This window comes from Mesorhizobium sp. M8A.F.Ca.ET.057.01.1.1 (genome assembly GCF_003952565.1).
In the GTDB taxonomy this organism is placed as follows: domain Bacteria; phylum Pseudomonadota; class Alphaproteobacteria; order Rhizobiales; family Rhizobiaceae; genus Mesorhizobium.
Map to the genome: position 1 here is coordinate 4,503,282 of NZ_CP034454.1, position 14,821 is coordinate 4,518,102.

A 14,821-nucleotide genomic window follows, 5' to 3' on the forward strand; every position below is an offset into this window, starting at 1 on the left:
CCCGGCATGCAGCGATTGCCGCGCCTCGGCCTCGGGCGCGAGGTTGGCATAGGCATAATCGAGCGTGTGCCCGTCATCGGCCAGCACGATATTCCCGCGCGCCACCGCCCCGGCTGCGCCCCATCGCGCCCGAGATTAAGCGCGAATGGCAGGGCGTCGGCCAGCGCCCAGTGGATCTCGAGCACCGGCTTGCCCTCGAGCGGATCGCTGAGCTCGCGCGGGCTGCGGTCGAGCCGCACCGCATGCCGGTGCGTCGGATCGGCCGGGTCACTCGCCGTGCCGCCGATCGGGAAGCGCTCCTCGAACACCAGCACGTCGCCGGCCTCGAGATGGGTGCTCGCCAGCGTGCCGACGAGGTGCGCCATCGTCGCGCCGGCAGGCAGCCGGCCGGCGCTGGCGCTCCAGCTGTGCAGGGTGAGTTCGTTCTGCGCCTGATAGAGCGCCGTCACATCCACCATGGTCTCGAACACCCGCGCCCCTGCATTGAGCGCCTCGGCGAGCCGCTCGGGATCGCGCGGCAACGCCTTGGGCAGGCCGCCGCCACTCGCCCCGTCGGGGCGGGTCAGCAGCATGGTGCCGGCCGGCACCAGCGGTGGGTCGGGCTGGGTGCGGTCCGCATTGACCGTGATGCACACGAAGGTGCGGGCGTTGCAGCTCTCGCCGGCCCGATAACCGAGCAGCCGCGCATGCCGCCGAGCCGAGGCGCGCAGCCGGGCCCGCGACAGATAGGCCTCGGTGCCCACCGCGTCCTGGTAGTAGCTCGCGAGGTCGGCCCCGAAGGCCAGCGTTTCGACCAGGGTGACGCCGAGATCCGCGGCGCTGCGTTCAGTCCAGCCCGGCATGGTCACCGCCATGCGATCGATCATCAGCCGCCGGAAGCTCTCGTAATCCTTGGCGAGGTAGTCGATCGGGGGCGCCGGCGGCGGCTCAGGCAGCGGCGGCGGCGGCGGCAAGGCGTCGAAATCGGTCGGGCAATCGGCCTTGAACGAGAACTCGATCAGCGTCAGCGCCGGATCGAAACTGGCGGGCGGCGCGTCGAGGTTGCTGCCGCGCAGCACCAACCGGTAGCGCGAGAAATCGCCGGCCCGGTCGAGGCTCAGCCGCACCGTCTGGGCATTGGCGCCCGGAGCGGCGGCGATGACCTCGATGCCGATGATCCTGACACCGCCCTTGATGGCGAAGTTCTCCCCGCTCAGATCGGCCACGCCGTCGGGCCTGAGGAACACCACGTCGAGCAGCCGCTGCCGCAGCGCCGGGCTGGGCGCATCGTCATCGAGCACTTCGAGGTAATCGAGCCCGTTGAGGCGCAGCCCGCCGACCTTCACCTGGGAGCCCAGCAGCTTCTTTCGTCTCTCGCTGTTGGCTGAGAACTGCCGCCGATCCATTTCAGGCCTGCCTCACCACTTGCACCGACCGCTCCTGGTCGCTGTCTAGCGGCCGAAAGCGCACTTCCACCGACACCGTCGCGTCATGCGCCTCCACTTCGACGCCACGCACCTCGATGGCTTCCGACAGCCAGCGCTGCAGGCTCGACAGCACCAGGTGCTGCAGCGCCATGGCCAGTTCGGGGGCGTTCTGCGAATGCACCAGCTGCCGCGCGCCCGAGCCGAAATCCGGGCGGTTGACCCGCTCGCCTTGGCCGGTGAACAGCACCAGCGCGATGATGTCGCGCACATGCTGGTCGGGGCTGGCCGTTGCCGTGCCGCCCGTTGCCGCCACCCGGTAGGGAAACCCGAACTCGGTCATGAGGCGATCACCTTGGCCTGCACCAGCGCGTAGATCAGCGGCCCGCCCGGGATCTGCTCGGCCGATATGCCCAGGTCCGCGACGCCCTGCAGCACCGCTGGCTTGCCCTCGATGAACACCTTGCCCGACAGCGTCGCGAACTTGGAGGTGGTGCAGGGCTGCGGCTTGCCCGGCGGCACGGTGAACGGGCAGCCGGCAATGCTCGCGAGGTCTCCCGCCAGCATTGGCAGGCCATTGTCGATCAGCACCTTGGTGGCGCTCGGCTGCATCATGGCGGGAATGCCGTGCGGGCATTGCAGTTGCGTCAGTTGCGTCAGGATCGGAAAGACCATCATCGCCTCACTGCATGATCTTGAGACTGGTGCCGTTGATCGTCACGAACCCGGGCTGCAGCTCGATCTTGTTGCTGGCGGCGCTGAGCGTCATGCCCATCTGGTCAACGCTGATCGCCGCCTTGCCGACCGCCCCGCCAGCCTGGATCTCGATCGTGAGGGTAGGCAGTGCCGGGTTGTTGTCGATTTCGAGCGTGAACTTGTCGGTCTTGAGCATGGTGATGCCGCTGGCCAGCGGACCGGGCGGCACCGGTGCATCGAGCGGCTGCGCCCAAAAGAAGCCCGAATAGATGGCGTGGCTGGGGTCGCCCTGCTCGAACTCCACCCACACCCCCGCCCCCTTGGGCGGCATGGCGAAAAACCCCACGCCCGGTCCGGCATAGGGCACGCAGGGCCAGGCCCAGCCATTGTCGCCGACGGTAATGCCTGGCACGCTCACCTTGATCCGGCCGCGCCCGGTCTGATCGACATTGTCTTCGACCGTGCCCCGGAATTTGCCGTAGTGCCGCTGGGTCATCTCAGGCCACCCGGACCAGCGGCAGCTTGGCGCCGAGTTCGGCGCGCGACAGCGTGAAATCCTGAGTGTAGCCGCCGCGCGCGATCTTGTGGGTGACACTGCGCACCAGGTAGGTGCCGTCATGCGTCGCCCCAGCCCCGCGCAGGTCGACCAGTTCGCGCGCCTGCAGCACGTCGTTGTAGCGCGTGCTGTCGAGCGTACCGCTAACCGTCAGGACATTGTCCGACGAGCTGTCGAGCTTGGCCTGGGCCCGGGCGAGCGCCTCGAGGCTGTTGAGGCCGGTGGTTTCCATGCCCACCTCGCGCAGGCTGGGAACCCCGGCGAAGAAGGCCGGTACCAGCCCCAGTGGCGGCCGACTCGGCACCACCGAGAAAACCGGCATAGTCTGCCCGGTAAGCGCATCCTTGACGCTGGACTTGACCATCATGATGGCCAGCCCATCCTGGGTGAAGCTGAGGCCCGACACGTTGGTCATTGGCCCCATATTGGCGCTGAGCGCCGGCTGCGGCAGCTCGGGCGCGATCGGTGGCCCCCAGTAGAGCGAATTCTGCAGCGGCACCGGGCCCGACTTAACATAGGTGACGAAGCCGAAGCGCGCCGCCATCTCCTCGAGATAATCCCAATCGGTCGCCGTCTGCTGCGGCACGTGCTCGATATTGAGCGGCGGCGTGCTGAGCGGCGGCTGCCGGACATTGGGCAGCATGGCATATTGCGGGTAGCTCGCCGCGATCTTGCCCGCGATCATCGCTTCGGGCTGGTTGATGTGCTCGGTGGGGTTGTACTTGCGGTCGAGTGCGATGGAGAGGTCGTGCCCGCTCAGCACCAGCCGCCCCTCCCCCGGCCGATCGCCCGGCACCAGGTCGCGCCGCGTCACCAGCCCATCCATGATGACGCGCGGCCGGATATCGAAGATCGCCGTCAGCACCACCCGGCTATGCACCTGCAGCAAGGGGTTGAGGATGAGCTCGTAATCGATCAGGTCGGTCGGCCCAGAACGCCCGACGGTGAAGGTGAGCCGGAAGCCGGAGCGCTCGCGGTCGGAGTGGCTGACCTCGACCTCGGCCAGCGCCTCGAGCATGCGGATCGGGGCCGGCAGCGCAACCGGATCGGACCCGATCAGCAGGTTGAGCCGCACCCCGAGGATATTCATGACTTGGCCCCCGGGTGGCGCGGCAGCGGGATGACCAGCCGCCGGCCCGGCTCTCCCGTCAGCTCCATCGGATGCATCGCCTCGTTGGCGTCAGCCACCTGGTAGAGCCCCAGCGGATCGCCCAGATAGCGGTGCGCGATATTGTCGAGCCGGTCGGAATCGCTGGTGGTGACGCCGCCCGCCGCGACATAGGCCGCGGCCGGCGGCACGTTGCGACGTGCCACATAGGTGATGAGCCGCCCCTCGGGCGTGGTGATCGTGCGGGTGGCAAGACCGGCATAGCGACTGGTTTGTTCGAACATCGGCGCGAGCTCTCACCGGGTGAAAAGATTGGCGTCGTGCCCCAGCACGGCGCCCAGGTTGTTGACTGTCCCGATGGTCGCCATTGTCTCCTTGACCAGTTGGTGGGCGAGGAAGGTGGCGTAGCCGGGATGGGCGAGCGGAAAATCGTTGTAGGTGAGCACCTGCAGCGACAGGTCGGCCGTCGCCCGCATCGGGTTGAGGCCCGGATCGTGCATCACCTCGCTGACCGACAGATGCGTGAGCTTGACCGGCACCACGCGCTGCCAGCCATAGATGAACAGCGTCAGCGGCCCCATCGGCGGCACGATCTCGATGGTCCCGGTGGCGAGCAGCACGGTATTGGCGATCACCAGCGCGCTCTTGGGATAGGCCAGCATTTCGAGCGCCGCCAACTGCGGGTTGATCCCCAGTTTCTTGGTCTTGGCGTCGTCGCTTTCGAGCTGGTCGATGGCGTCGATATTGATGGTAGCCGAGATCGTCTCGCGCGGCGGCCCGTTGAGCCGCAGCGCCTCGGCCCGCGCCCCGCCGGCATCGCCATATTGCGGCTCGAGCGAGCGCGACAATTGCTCGGGGTTGTATTGAAACACCACCACCGAGGCGAGTGGGTTGAAGATGTCGATACCGACAATCGCCCCTTTGAGGATTTTTGGTGAGTGCGGGAAATCATTCATTTGATTACCTCCGATCCTCTTCATCGAGGAGTTCACGAAGATCAATAGAGTCGCGCTCGGACTCGGGTGGCTTGAGCTCCTTTTGCACTTCCCCCTCGGCGAGGCCTTTCGGGGATGCAGCATCACCTAGTGCGGCTTTCCGATCGGCAACGGCCTTAGTCACTTTCTCCCGGGTCGCTGCCGCCTGAGCGTCATTCACCAGAGCCTCGGTCCGCCGCTGCGCCGCCAGCTGGGCTTCCAGCGCTTGTCGTTCCACTAGCGGCAGAGGTGGGGTTTTCACGTACGGGAGCGGCAGCTTGTCGGACGGGCTAAGACCATGCTTTTGGTACACTTCTTCCAAAAACAGATCGAATAGGGCGCCCTTCTGGCCATTGGTGAGGGGCGCCTTTTCGATTGCGTCAACCATAGCGTGCTGCAACTCCTCGACGCTGATTTCCACCCGGCCCAGTCGCCGCTGGTTTCGGAACCAGCCGAGGATGTTCTTGTCGAAAGCCCGGTGCTTCAACGTATCGATAAGCATCGTTGGCGCGTCACGACGGAGATAGTCTTCAAGGGATCGCAGGATCGAAGACGGAGTGACGTGCGCCGACTGGACAACTTTGCCCGACACGCCCTGTGCCTTACGGGTTGCAGACGCGTCCTTGTGGATACCCACTTCCGCCGAGACCTGACCAGGTTGGTCGCCAAAGACAAACTTCTCCTTGGCCTCCGCGATATTTTTTGCGACGTCGGATACTTCGGCTGCCTGGCCGACGGGAGCCTGCATGCGACGAGATCGTCCAGCCGGCGGAGGCCTTGGCCCCGCCCGCACTTCGACGTGAGCCGGCGGTGGGGCGAGATTTGGCGATTGGGGTCGACGCCCCCTGGCAGCAGATCCTTGTACGCGTACGCCTCCTTCGCCCCCGACGAGTGCGGGAACGCCGCCAGGTTTGTGCGGTCCGGCGATGACGGGGCCGGCAGTACCAGTGGGGGCCAGGTACTGCTCCGGCATGGCTTCCTGCGCCGCTTCCCGATCGAGCTTTTTCTGCCGCGCCTCATCGAGCGAGCTGACCTTGGGGTCCTTTTCCGGCCGCACATTGTTGGCCGCCTCGCCCTGCAGCCCCTCAGGCAGCGGTTCGGCGTGTTCCAGCGGATCGACTTTCACATCGTTGACCGGTTCGCCCTTCAGCCCCTCGGGCAGGGGTTCGGCATGCTCCAGCGGATCGACCTTGGCCTTGCTGGGAGGCTCGGCCTTGATCCCCTCGGCTGCCGGCTCGACCGGCTTCGGCGCCTCTGCGGTCGGCTTCGGCGCTTCCACTGCCGGTGGGTGCACTTCGGCAGCCTTGGTGGCGTCGGCGACTTCACCGGCCTTGGCGCCGTCACCGGCACTCGCGACCTCGGTGACCTCGCCCACGGCGCCGCCCTTGCCCACGTCGACCACTTCGGTGGACTTGGCCATCTCGGCGGTCTTGGCTGCCTCAGTGCCCTTGGCGACATCTGCAAGCTTGCCACCTGCATTGGCGAGTTCCTCGGCCTTGCCCAGCGACCCCGCGACTTCGCCGGTCTTGGCGAGCTCGCCGATCTTGCTCGTGGCCGAAGCCGCCTCGGCGACCTTGCCGCCCTTGCCGGCAGCGCTCGCCGCGCCGCCGCCGATAAAGAAGCTACCGATATCGACCAGCGCCATCCCGGGCAGTTCGGCATAGCGCTTCGCTTCCCAAGCCTCGATGTAGTTTTCGCCCAGCGCCTTGACGAGGCCGACGGTCTGTTTGCGATCGCGCTCCTGGTCCGGCAGCATGGCGCCGCCGAACTTGCGCAGCGCTGCGCCATACGACATGCGCTCTGGCGGCTTGCCGGGAGGCTGGCCTTCGCTGGCCTGCTTGCGGGCCTCCTCGGCGTAGGCGGCCTGTTGGCGGGCCTCCTCCTCGAGGTCGGGGAAGGTCGCGTCGTACAGATCCTCTTCGAGCTGGGCGTAGGTGCCGATGAACTTGAGCGGATTGGTCAGGCTGGAGCCCGGCAACTGCCCCAGGCCCTTCACCGTGTCGAAGGGATGGATCGCCATCTTGCCGACGCCTTCGACCATGCTGAAGAGCGCCTTGCCCATGCCGCCAACGAACTGGCTCGAGTATTTCGATGTGGCGTTGGAAACCGCGAGGCTGCCCTGCTCGAGAGCCGCCAGCGTCGGATGCGCCTTCTCGTCGACCGTCGGCTTGGCCGGCTCGAGATCTTCGAAATCGTCGATCGCCTTGAAGGTCGCGGCGTGCACGCCCTTGAAGCCGGCATCGGCGCTGGCCTTCCAGGCCTTGGTGGCGTCGAGCGGATGGACGTGCCAGCCATCCTTGTCCTTGCTGACCAGTTTCTCGCCGAACGCCTTTGCCGGTTTGGTCACCAGGTTCGAGTTTGCCTTGGCGAGGCTGGCGATGTTTCTCGTCAACCCTTCCAGCACCGGCTTGCCCTTGGCTTTGTCGGCCAGCTTCTGTGTCGCATCGGCCAGCAGCACCGCCGGCTGCAGCTTTTCGGCGTGGTCGATCAGCACCTTGGGGTCCTTGGCCACCTCCTGGACGAAGCTCGTGGCCTTGTCCTTGACGCTCGACCCCACATCCTTGGCCTTGCTGATGGCGCGCTTGTACCAGGGCTCCTCCTCGGGCTCGGCGGCCGGCCCGGTGGCCGAGCCGAGCCGGACCATCGCCCTGCCCCCGCCGATTGCCTGATCGGCGGCGCGCCCGGCCTCGCGTTCGAGCCCGCCGCTGCCGTCGATGCGCGGCGCCGTGGCCCCGCCGCGCCGCTGCTGCACCACATGGGCCAGTTCATGCGCGATGAGCCGCCGGCCCTCGCCGCTCTGCGGCGCGTACCGGCCGCCGCCGAAATAGACATTGTCGCCGACCGTCACCGCCTTGGCGGCGTACTGCCCGGCGGTACGCGCCGCACCGGCATCGCTGTGCAGGCGCACCGCGGAGAAATCGGCCCCGAACGAGCGCTCCATATTGCCCCTGAGGACCGGCTCGAGCCCGCCGCTGCCCCCGGCCGGCGGCGTCGCCGGCAGCCCGGCGAGCGAGCCGCCGAACTTCGGCACCGGCGGCGCCGTCTCGTCGGCCAATTGGCTCGCCGGCTTGCGTGCGGCGCGTACGCCCTGCGCCAGGTCCGGGCTCTGCGCCTTGCTGCGCAACGGGGCGTGGCTCATTTGCCGCCTCCCTTGGCCAGCGGCTGCAGCGCCTGGGTGATGGATTTGCCGAGCGCCTCGGATGAAGCCGTCGGCGCCGCGGTGACGGCGGCCGCCACGGCGCGACGGATTTCGGCGAGCGCCGTCACCCGCTCGGCCGGCGACAGCCCTTCGAGCCGGATGCTCTGGATCTGGACTCGGCGCGCCTCAACCATGCGGCGCCTCCTGGCTCCAGCCGCGCAGTTCGCCTTCGGTCAGCGGCTTGCTGAGCTTGTCATACTCGGCCCGCGCGGCGCGCCGCAGATGCCCCATGCGGATCGGCGAGCCCTCGTCGGCGGCGATGAAGGCGGCATTCAGCGCGATGTTCTTGATGCTCCCGCCGGCCACCGTCAGCTGGGCCAGCCGCTCCACCTCGATACCGTCGAGTGGCGCCCCGGAGGGGAAGGCAAGCCGCCAGATCCGCTGCCGTTCGACCGCCTCCGGCAACGGAAAATCGACGAGGAAGCGGATGCGCCGCAGGAACGCATTGTCGATATTGGAGCGGAGGTTGGTGGTGAGGATGGCGAGGCCGCGATAGCTCTCCATCCGCTGCAGCAGGTAGCTCACCTCGAGATTGGCGTAGCGATCGTGGCTGTCCTTAACCTCGGTGCGCTTGGCGAACAGCTGGTCGGCCTCGTCGAACAGCAGGATGGCGCAGCTGTCTTCGGCCGCGTCGAACAGCCGGCGGAGGTTCTTTTCGGTCTCGCCGATCCACTTGCTGACCGCCGCCGACAGGTCGACCCGGTAGACATCGAGCTCCAGCGCCCCGCCGACCACTTCGGCAGCGAGCGTCTTGCCGGTGCCGCTCGGGCCCGAGAACAGCGCCGTGATGCCGAGCCCGCGGCCATTGCTGCCGCCAAAGCCCCAGTTGTGGTGCACCTGCCGGCGCTGGCGCACCTGCGCCGCGATGGCCTTGAGCATCTCGAACTGCCGATGCGGCAGGATCAGATCGCTCCACTGGCTGCGCACGTCGATCCGCTGCGCCAGCTCGTCGAGCCGGGGCCGCAGCCGCACCCGGGTTTCCGCCCAGAGCCGGTCGGCCAGCGGCACCGCCGGCCCGCTGCCTGCCACCGGCGCGAGGTCGGCGCCGATATTGGCCGTGACATCGGCGATGATTTCCGGCGAGGCCGTGAAGGTGCCCAGCAGCCGATCGACATCCGACGCATTGGCGCCCGCCGCCGCCCACAGCGCCCGCTGGTCGGCCATGGTCGGGCGCGGCACGACCAGTCGCAGGCTGTCGCGGCCCGGCACCGCCAGCGGCTCGGCCGCGACCAGCGCCAGCGGCCCCGCAATCGCAGCCGCAAAGCGCAGCGCGCTCCGCACCTCGCCCGGCCCCGTCACATCGGAGAGGTCGAGCACCGGCAGCGTCCCTGCCAGTATGCTCTCACGCGACCACAGCTGGGCCAGCCGCGCCCGCTCGCCGGCGGCAGCCGGCAGCGCTTCGGCAACCATCTGGTAGGCGCGCCGGCCAGCCGCCCGCGCGCCGGCCGCGGCAATCGCCAGCGCCGCGTTCCGATCCGCACCCACCAGTTCAAAGACCGGCGCCAACCCTTTGCTGTCGGACGACAATTTCGCCCCGAACTGGCGCATCAGCTCGCCATGCGAACCGCCAAGCTCGAAGCGCGGTTCGAGCGGCGTCGAAACCGCCAGCAGTTCGGCGTCGATGCCATCGAGCGCCATCAGGTGGTGCAGCACGCGCTCGGGCAGCGCGATGCCGGCGAGGCTGGCAACGCTCTCGTCGGTGAGGCCGATCAGCGCCAGCCGCCGCAGCGGCGCCTCGGGCGCGAAAGCCTGCCAGTTCGCCTCGGCGAGGCTCGACAGCGCGAAGGCGACACTGGGCAACCGCAACCGGGCGTCGCCCTGCGCCGCGGCGAGCACGGCGGCGCCATCGGGTTCCAGCGCCGGCAGGGCAGCGAGCAACAGCACCTCGCACTCGAAGCGGCCAAGCCCGGCTGCGGCGGCGAGCCGCGCCAGCCGCTCAGGCAATGCCGTCGGGCCGGCAGCAGGCGTTGCCCCGGCGATCTGTGCCTTGAGCTGGGCGAGGACTTCGCTGAGGGCCGGAGCGCTCATTTCACCTCCAGCATCGGGCCCACGATCTGGCCGAAGGCCGGGCTCGTCCGATCGGTCTCGACCTGAGGCGTGCTGGCGGTACCCTCGACCAGCAATTGCGCGTAGTAGCTGCCCTTGGGCACACCCTTGAGCGGGAACTTCAGGCTGGCGACCGGAAAGCCTGAATCAAAGGGTTCGGCGTTGAGTTGAACGCTGGCGGCTGTAGCGCTCTGTCCGTTGAGCACCAGCCGTGGCGTCTGACCACGCCCGACACCAGGCGAGACGACGACCGTCAGCTTGCTGCCGGCAGTGGCGCTGGCGGCAAGCTTGATCTGGGGCCTGAGCAGGAACGTCGCCCGGTCGCTGATCCGCTCGAGATGGCTGGGCGCCCCGGCCGGCGCCGGGAGCACCGTTTCAAGCACCAAGGGCCCCGCGGCGAGTTCCTCGCCACCGAAACTCGCGGCGACCAGTTCGAGCTCGATGCGATCGGAGCTGATCCGCGCCGCGCCCAGATCCGTATCGCGTCCGCCGATCCTGAGCGTCATGCCATGTCGATCGAGCGAATGGCCGCGCACCACCAGCGTGCCGCCCCACAGCACCGGCGCCGTGGCGCCCGCCGCCGCCTCGACCCCCAGCACCACCGGCCCGCCGAGCACGAACACCGCATTGTTGACGCTGGTCACCGGCGGCCCCGAGCTCAGTGGCGTGCTGGTCTCGATCAGCACCGGCGAGCAGGTATAGGCCAGCGACAGGATATAGGGCGTCTGGAACAGCACCGACCAGAGCTTGGACATTTCCTCAAAGCTCATCGGGGCCGGATGAATGCGCACCGGCTCGGGCTCGTTCTCGAGGTCGACATCGACCAGCCCGGGGTTATCCTGTTTCACCTTGTCGATGGTGCGCCGCGCAATGGCGCTGCGATGCTCGAGCCCCCGTGACACCGCGCCGAGCAGCAGTTCCGGCTGGTAGAGCTCAGGCCGGCCGATGAACGAAATGAGGTAATGCAGGTCGAACGCCACCAGCGAGTTGGCCACCTGCTGGCCATTGCTGCTGCGGGTCGGGTTGTGCGCGTTGCGCCGGGCGGCATTGGGCGTGGCCTGAAACAGGAATACGTTCACCACCGGCCCGACATCGGCATCGTTCTCGTTGCCCGGCCGGCCAACCTTGACGGTCGCACCTCCAGCCGCCTCCTGGATCATCAACTGGAGCGAGGCCGTGACGGCGGCAACTGACAGCTTGTTGCCCATCTGCCGCCTCAGCGCTTCGTTGCGAGATAGGCAGCAAGGCTCGGGATGCGCTGCAGCCCGGCCGAAACGCTGGGGGTCGCCGGGGCCCTAGGGGCCGGCGCCCGTACATCGATGCGTCCGATGATGATTTCGAGCGGCTCGGTCGCGGGCACAGCAGCGACAGGCTCGGGCACCACCGGCGCCGGCTGCACCGGGGCGGCCGGGCGGGCGCGTGGCGGCTCCTGCGCCGGCGCGGCGGGCGCGGCGATCGGCGCGTGGCGGCGTGGTCGCTGCAGCTCCGGCAGCACCGCGATGCCGGGCGGCGGTGCCGGAGTCGGGCGCGGCAGGGCGGCGCGCGCGCCGGCAACAGCGGCGGGCGACTGCGGGGGTTGAGCGGGGACCGGCTGCGAGCCGGCCAGCGGCGCCGCGGCGCGGGGCGCAGCGGCCTCACGAGGGGCGGCTGCCGGCTGCGGGACCGATGGCAGCGCGTCATGCTCCACCACCTGCCGTGGCGCCGGCCCCGGCGGCGCCGCCATCCGCGGCTTATCCTGTGGCGCAACTGTCCGCCGCGGCTCGCCAGCGTCGGGGCGCCGCACCGGTTGGGCCGGCGGCGTCCAGCGCTCGACCACCTGGCTGACCCCGGGCTGAGGCGGCCGGGCGGCCGGTGCCTCGGCGGTGATCTCGGCCGGCCCGGCGCTGCCTGCGAAGGCGGCGCCCGACACCTCGAACCGGGCCGGCAGCCGCACCCGTGCCACCGGCGCGAGGCCGAAAATGCGGTTGGTGAGCCGGGAGACCACGCCGCTCATGCCTGCACCGCGTCGAGATAGAAGCGCCGCCGCTCGGCTGGCAGCGCCAGGATATCGCGCTCCGACCAGTGAAAGGCCCGCGCCAGCACCGCCACATCGGCGAGCACGCCGCGCGAGCGCACGGTGATTTCCCCTGCCAGCAGCGCCGCCACGTCGACAGCCTCCGACCAGCGCGCCGCGCAGGCCGGGCACGACCAGTCGAGCCCGGTATCGAGCCCGGGATCCATCGCCTCCACCGCCGCTTCCACCGCGGCCAGCACCGCTTCCTCTTCCGGCGCATCGGGCGCCGCGGCCTTCAGCAGCAGCCGCCGGGCGCTGTCGGGATCAGCAAGCTGTTCGGCCGCGGCAAGCGCTCCCGCCGTCAGCGGCGCCACCGCGATCACCGCATCGCCGGCGCGGATCTGCCGTGTCTGCGGCGCCGGCTGCGCCGCGAGGCCGAGCCCGATCTCTTCGGCCCTGAGCGTCATTTCGAGCACCGTGCCGCAGGCCGGACATGCCGAAACGAAATCGAGGCGCGGGCCGCTCAGCTGCGCCCGCACCGCCAGCAGCATGGCATCGCGCTGCCCCAGCGTCAGCGCCGCCGCGTCGATGCTGGGGTCGGCCCGGCCGAGAATGCCGAGCGCCAGGAACGATGGTCCGCGCCCCTGCCCTGCCTCGGCCAGTTCGACGATGTCCGCGGCGGCCAGCGCACGCATCAGATCGGCTCGACGTAACTCGGCTCGGTTGGCTCGGCCACGTCGTAATCGCGCTCCCAACCCTCGTTTTCGAGCTTGAGCATCTGGATGGCGACGGCGTTGGCACTCGCATCGAGCTCGGGCAGCGATTGGTACTCGGAGGGCCAGCAGCGGTAGAGCTTGTAGGCCAGCACGATCTGCCCCGCCTCGTTGTAGAGCTCGAGGATGAGGTTGCGCCGGAAATCCTTGAGCGAGGACTCCCCGCCCAGCCCCGAGCCGTAGTTCCACACCTTGTTGGCCCACTGCTCGAACTCGATATCGTGCGTCACCCCGCGCTCGAGCGTGATCGCCTCATACTCGGTCTGGCCGGGCGATTTGCGCGACGAGGACGGATCGCCGCCTTCGCGGTGGCTCACCACCTGGGTGGTGCGCTTAAGCGCGCTTACCTTGCTGATCCCGGCCAGGTAGTTGCCGTCTTCGTTGCGGATGCGGAACTTGAAGTTCTTGTACGGGTCGAACCGTTCGGGATTGGTCGAGAACTGCGCCATCGCCTAGGCCTCCCGGATCTGCTGGATATTGATGACGACGAATTCGGCCGGCAGCAGCGGCGCAAAGCCCACCGCGATGTTGACGATGCCGCGGTTGATATCGTCCTGCGTCGTGGTCTCGCGGTCGCATTTGATGAAATAGGCCTGCCTGGGGCTGGCGCCCTGGAACGCCCCCTGCCGGAACAGCCGCTGCATGAAGGCTCCGACATTGAGCCGGATCTGCGACCACAGCGGCTCGTCATTGGGCGAGAACACCACCCACTTGGTGCCGCGGAACAGACTCTCTTCGATGAACAGCGCCAGCCGCCGCACCGGGATATACTTGTAATCGTCGGCCAGTTGGTCGGAACCGCGCATGGTGCGGGCGCCCCACACCACTCGGCCGACATTGGGAAAGCTCCTGAGGCAGTTCACTCCCAGCGGATTGAGCTTGCCGTTCTCGTCGTCGGTCATCTTGAAGGTCAGCCCGTCGGCGCCCGAGATCGTCGCCTCGATGCCGGCGGGCGCCTTCCACACCCCGCGGTTTGCATCAGTACGCGCCATGATGCCGGCAATCGCCCCGCACGGCACGAAATAGTCGATCTGCCCGCCGCGCAGCGGATCGCGCCGTTGCAGCCGCGGAAAGAACAGCCCGGCATTGCCGCCATTGGTCAGGCTCAAGGGCGGCGTGTTGCTGGCTGCATCCACCGTCACCTGAATGGCGTTGTCCGGGTTGGCGTCCCACTTGGCGGGGGATCGACGATCAGGAAGGCGCGGCGCTCGCTGCAGAACCTCGCCGCCTCCTCCCAGACGTCGGGGTCGATATCGCCATCCCGCGTATCGGGCGGGATCACCAGCAGGTTGAAGATATCGGCCTTGAGCAGCGCATAGATGCCGGTCTTGTTGACCTTGTTGCCCTTGTACTCGGCCAGCGCCAGCGGCACCCCGTCGTTGCCGCCTTGAAAATCGGTGATCGCCCCTTCGGCCGGTCGCGCCCCTGGGACGTCAGGCGTACCATCGCCCTTGAGGTCGACCCGCACCAGGTTCGACTCCGCCTTCAGCACCCGATCGACGCGGCGCGAGCCCGCATCCTTGACCGTCAGGTTGCGGAACTGTTCGCGCGCCTTGGTGCCCTGGTCGACCACCGCGAGGTCGAACAGGTCACCGACCGCGAGACCGAGCTCGGGGTGGAGATCGACATAGGCCTTGGCCGCCGCCGCATTGGGATAGGTGACCTGCGCCTGCAGCTTGCCGCCCCACATGCCCGGGCTCGCGGCGACCAGTTTCAGCCCGCTCAGCACCAGGCGGGCCATGCCGTCGTCGGCACCCGCCTTGAACAGCCGGACAACAAGTGCCTCCGAGCCGCCGTTGGCGTAGAAATCGTCGACCGCATAGGCCGCCGGCGTGTTCAGCGCCAGCCCGCCGAAGCGTCGGGAAAACTCCCCGAAGCTGAAGCAACTGACCGGCTCGTTTACCGGTCCGCGCACGAACCGCCCAACGATGCCGGTCACGGAGGTCGACACCCCCGCCACCGTGCGAACGCCGCTCGGCACTTCATTCACATATACGCCGGGATAGCTCGTCTGCACTGCCATGACCGCTGCTCCGTGCCGAGAAACCAGAGTTTTACGAGAGTTGGCCGCCG

General features: G+C 68.3%; 16 protein-coding genes. 1 reads left to right on the plus strand and 15 read right to left on the minus strand.

The annotated features are described in order from the left end of the window. The first annotated feature begins 170 nt into the window (after positions 1–170). Positions 171–1,367, plus strand: coding sequence for a hypothetical protein (locus EJ077_RS21530; protein ID WP_208696070.1), 1,197 nt, complete (start codon positions 171–173; stop codon positions 1,365–1,367). Positions 1,368–1,386: 19 nt separating this feature from the next. On the opposite strand, the gene EJ077_RS21535 is transcribed toward EJ077_RS21530, so the two are convergent. The 15 genes from EJ077_RS21535 to EJ077_RS31635 are packed head-to-tail and all read right to left on the minus strand — an operon-like array spanning position 1,387 to position 14,771. Further along, complete coding sequence (locus EJ077_RS21535) at positions 1,387–1,746, minus strand: GPW/gp25 family protein (protein ID WP_208696072.1); 360 nt, start codon at positions 1,744–1,746, stop codon at positions 1,387–1,389. Continuing rightward, positions 1,743–2,081 carry a hypothetical protein gene (locus tag EJ077_RS21540; protein ID WP_208696074.1) on the minus strand — a complete coding sequence of 113 codons (339 nt, stop codon included), beginning with the start codon at positions 2,079–2,081 and terminating at the stop codon, positions 1,743–1,745. Before EJ077_RS21540 ends, EJ077_RS21535 begins: the two co-directional genes overlap by 4 nt. Before the next feature lie 4 nt (positions 2,082–2,085). Continuing rightward, entirely contained in the window at positions 2,086–2,595 is a 510-nt protein-coding gene (locus tag EJ077_RS21545) for a phage baseplate assembly protein V (RefSeq protein WP_208696076.1), read from the minus strand. 1 nt (position 2,596) lies between these two features. Further along, positions 2,597–3,745: a hypothetical protein gene (locus EJ077_RS21550; protein WP_208696078.1), complete on the minus strand. Its 1,149-nt coding sequence runs from the start codon at positions 3,743–3,745 to the stop codon at positions 2,597–2,599. Continuing rightward, positions 3,742–4,047, minus strand: a complete 306-nt coding sequence (locus EJ077_RS21555; protein ID WP_208696080.1) for a hypothetical protein — start codon at positions 4,045–4,047, stop codon at positions 3,742–3,744. Before EJ077_RS21555 ends, EJ077_RS21550 begins: the two co-directional genes overlap by 4 nt. Positions 4,048–4,059: 12 nt before the next feature. Then, positions 4,060–4,719 (minus strand): hypothetical protein, encoded by a 660-nt coding sequence (locus tag EJ077_RS21560; RefSeq protein WP_208696082.1) that lies wholly within the window; start codon positions 4,717–4,719, stop codon positions 4,060–4,062. 4 nt (positions 4,720–4,723) lie between these two features. Continuing rightward, on the minus strand, positions 4,724–7,876 hold the full coding sequence (locus EJ077_RS21565) for a DUF4157 domain-containing protein (protein ID WP_208696085.1): 3,153 nt from the start codon (positions 7,874–7,876) through the stop codon (positions 4,724–4,726). Then, complete coding sequence (locus EJ077_RS21570) at positions 7,873–8,070, minus strand: hypothetical protein (RefSeq protein ID WP_135867668.1); 198 nt, start codon at positions 8,068–8,070, stop codon at positions 7,873–7,875. Before EJ077_RS21570 ends, EJ077_RS21565 begins: the two co-directional genes overlap by 4 nt. Continuing rightward, on the minus strand, positions 8,063–9,964 hold the full coding sequence (locus EJ077_RS21575; protein ID WP_208696088.1) for an ATP-binding protein: 1,902 nt from the start codon (positions 9,962–9,964) through the stop codon (positions 8,063–8,065). Before EJ077_RS21575 ends, EJ077_RS21570 begins: the two co-directional genes overlap by 8 nt. Beyond that, positions 9,961–11,190 carry a DUF4255 domain-containing protein gene (locus EJ077_RS21580; RefSeq protein ID WP_208696090.1) on the minus strand — a complete coding sequence of 410 codons (1,230 nt, stop codon included), beginning with the start codon at positions 11,188–11,190 and terminating at the stop codon, positions 9,961–9,963. Before EJ077_RS21580 ends, EJ077_RS21575 begins: the two co-directional genes overlap by 4 nt. A gap of 8 nt (positions 11,191–11,198) precedes the next feature. Continuing rightward, on the minus strand, positions 11,199–11,975 hold the full coding sequence (locus tag EJ077_RS21585) for a hypothetical protein (RefSeq protein ID WP_208696092.1): 777 nt from the start codon (positions 11,973–11,975) through the stop codon (positions 11,199–11,201). Further along, positions 11,972–12,670: a hypothetical protein gene (locus EJ077_RS21590; RefSeq protein WP_135867672.1), complete on the minus strand. Its 699-nt coding sequence runs from the start codon at positions 12,668–12,670 to the stop codon at positions 11,972–11,974. Before EJ077_RS21590 ends, EJ077_RS21585 begins: the two co-directional genes overlap by 4 nt. Beyond that, positions 12,670–13,197 (minus strand): phage tail protein, encoded by a 528-nt coding sequence (locus tag EJ077_RS21595; protein ID WP_135867673.1) that lies wholly within the window; start codon positions 13,195–13,197, stop codon positions 12,670–12,672. Before EJ077_RS21595 ends, EJ077_RS21590 begins: the two co-directional genes overlap by 1 nt. 3 nt (positions 13,198–13,200) lie before the next feature. Then, positions 13,201–13,890 carry a phage tail sheath C-terminal domain-containing protein gene (locus EJ077_RS31630; protein WP_210212128.1) on the minus strand — a complete coding sequence of 230 codons (690 nt, stop codon included), beginning with the start codon at positions 13,888–13,890 and terminating at the stop codon, positions 13,201–13,203. After that, positions 13,887–14,771: a hypothetical protein gene (locus EJ077_RS31635; RefSeq protein WP_210212129.1), complete on the minus strand. Its 885-nt coding sequence runs from the start codon at positions 14,769–14,771 to the stop codon at positions 13,887–13,889. Before EJ077_RS31635 ends, EJ077_RS31630 begins: the two co-directional genes overlap by 4 nt. Between the last annotated feature and the right edge of the window lie 50 nt (positions 14,772–14,821).

Bases quoted from the DNA above. Each gene is read 5' to 3' on its own strand.
- EJ077_RS21535 (WP_208696072.1), bottom strand. From the start codon at position 1,746: ATGACCGAGTTCGGGTTTCCCTACCGGGTGGCGGCAACGGGCGGCACG.
- EJ077_RS21540 (WP_208696074.1), bottom strand. From the start codon at position 2,081: ATGATGGTCTTTCCGATCCTGACGCAACTGACGCAACTGCAATGCCCG.
- EJ077_RS21545 (WP_208696076.1), bottom strand. From the start codon at position 2,595: ATGACCCAGCGGCACTACGGCAAATTCCGGGGCACGGTCGAAGACAAT.
- EJ077_RS21550 (WP_208696078.1), bottom strand. From the start codon at position 3,745: ATGAATATCCTCGGGGTGCGGCTCAACCTGCTGATCGGGTCCGATCCG.
- EJ077_RS21555 (WP_208696080.1), bottom strand. From the start codon at position 4,047: ATGTTCGAACAAACCAGTCGCTATGCCGGTCTTGCCACCCGCACGATC.
- EJ077_RS21560 (WP_208696082.1), bottom strand. From the start codon at position 4,719: ATGAATGATTTCCCGCACTCACCAAAAATCCTCAAAGGGGCGATTGTC.
- EJ077_RS21565 (WP_208696085.1), bottom strand. From the start codon at position 7,876: ATGAGCCACGCCCCGTTGCGCAGCAAGGCGCAGAGCCCGGACCTGGCG.
- EJ077_RS21570 (WP_135867668.1), bottom strand. From the start codon at position 8,070: ATGGTTGAGGCGCGCCGAGTCCAGATCCAGAGCATCCGGCTCGAAGGG.
- EJ077_RS21575 (WP_208696088.1), bottom strand. From the start codon at position 9,964: ATGAGCGCTCCGGCCCTCAGCGAAGTCCTCGCCCAGCTCAAGGCACAG.
- EJ077_RS21580 (WP_208696090.1), bottom strand. From the start codon at position 11,190: ATGGGCAACAAGCTGTCAGTTGCCGCCGTCACGGCCTCGCTCCAGTTG.
- EJ077_RS21585 (WP_208696092.1), bottom strand. From the start codon at position 11,975: ATGAGCGGCGTGGTCTCCCGGCTCACCAACCGCATTTTCGGCCTCGCG.
- EJ077_RS21590 (WP_135867672.1), bottom strand. From the start codon at position 12,670: ATGCGTGCGCTGGCCGCCGCGGACATCGTCGAACTGGCCGAGGCAGGG.
- EJ077_RS21595 (WP_135867673.1), bottom strand. From the start codon at position 13,197: ATGGCGCAGTTCTCGACCAATCCCGAACGGTTCGACCCGTACAAGAAC.
- EJ077_RS31635 (WP_210212129.1), bottom strand. From the start codon at position 14,771: ATGGCAGTGCAGACGAGCTATCCCGGCGTATATGTGAATGAAGTGCCG.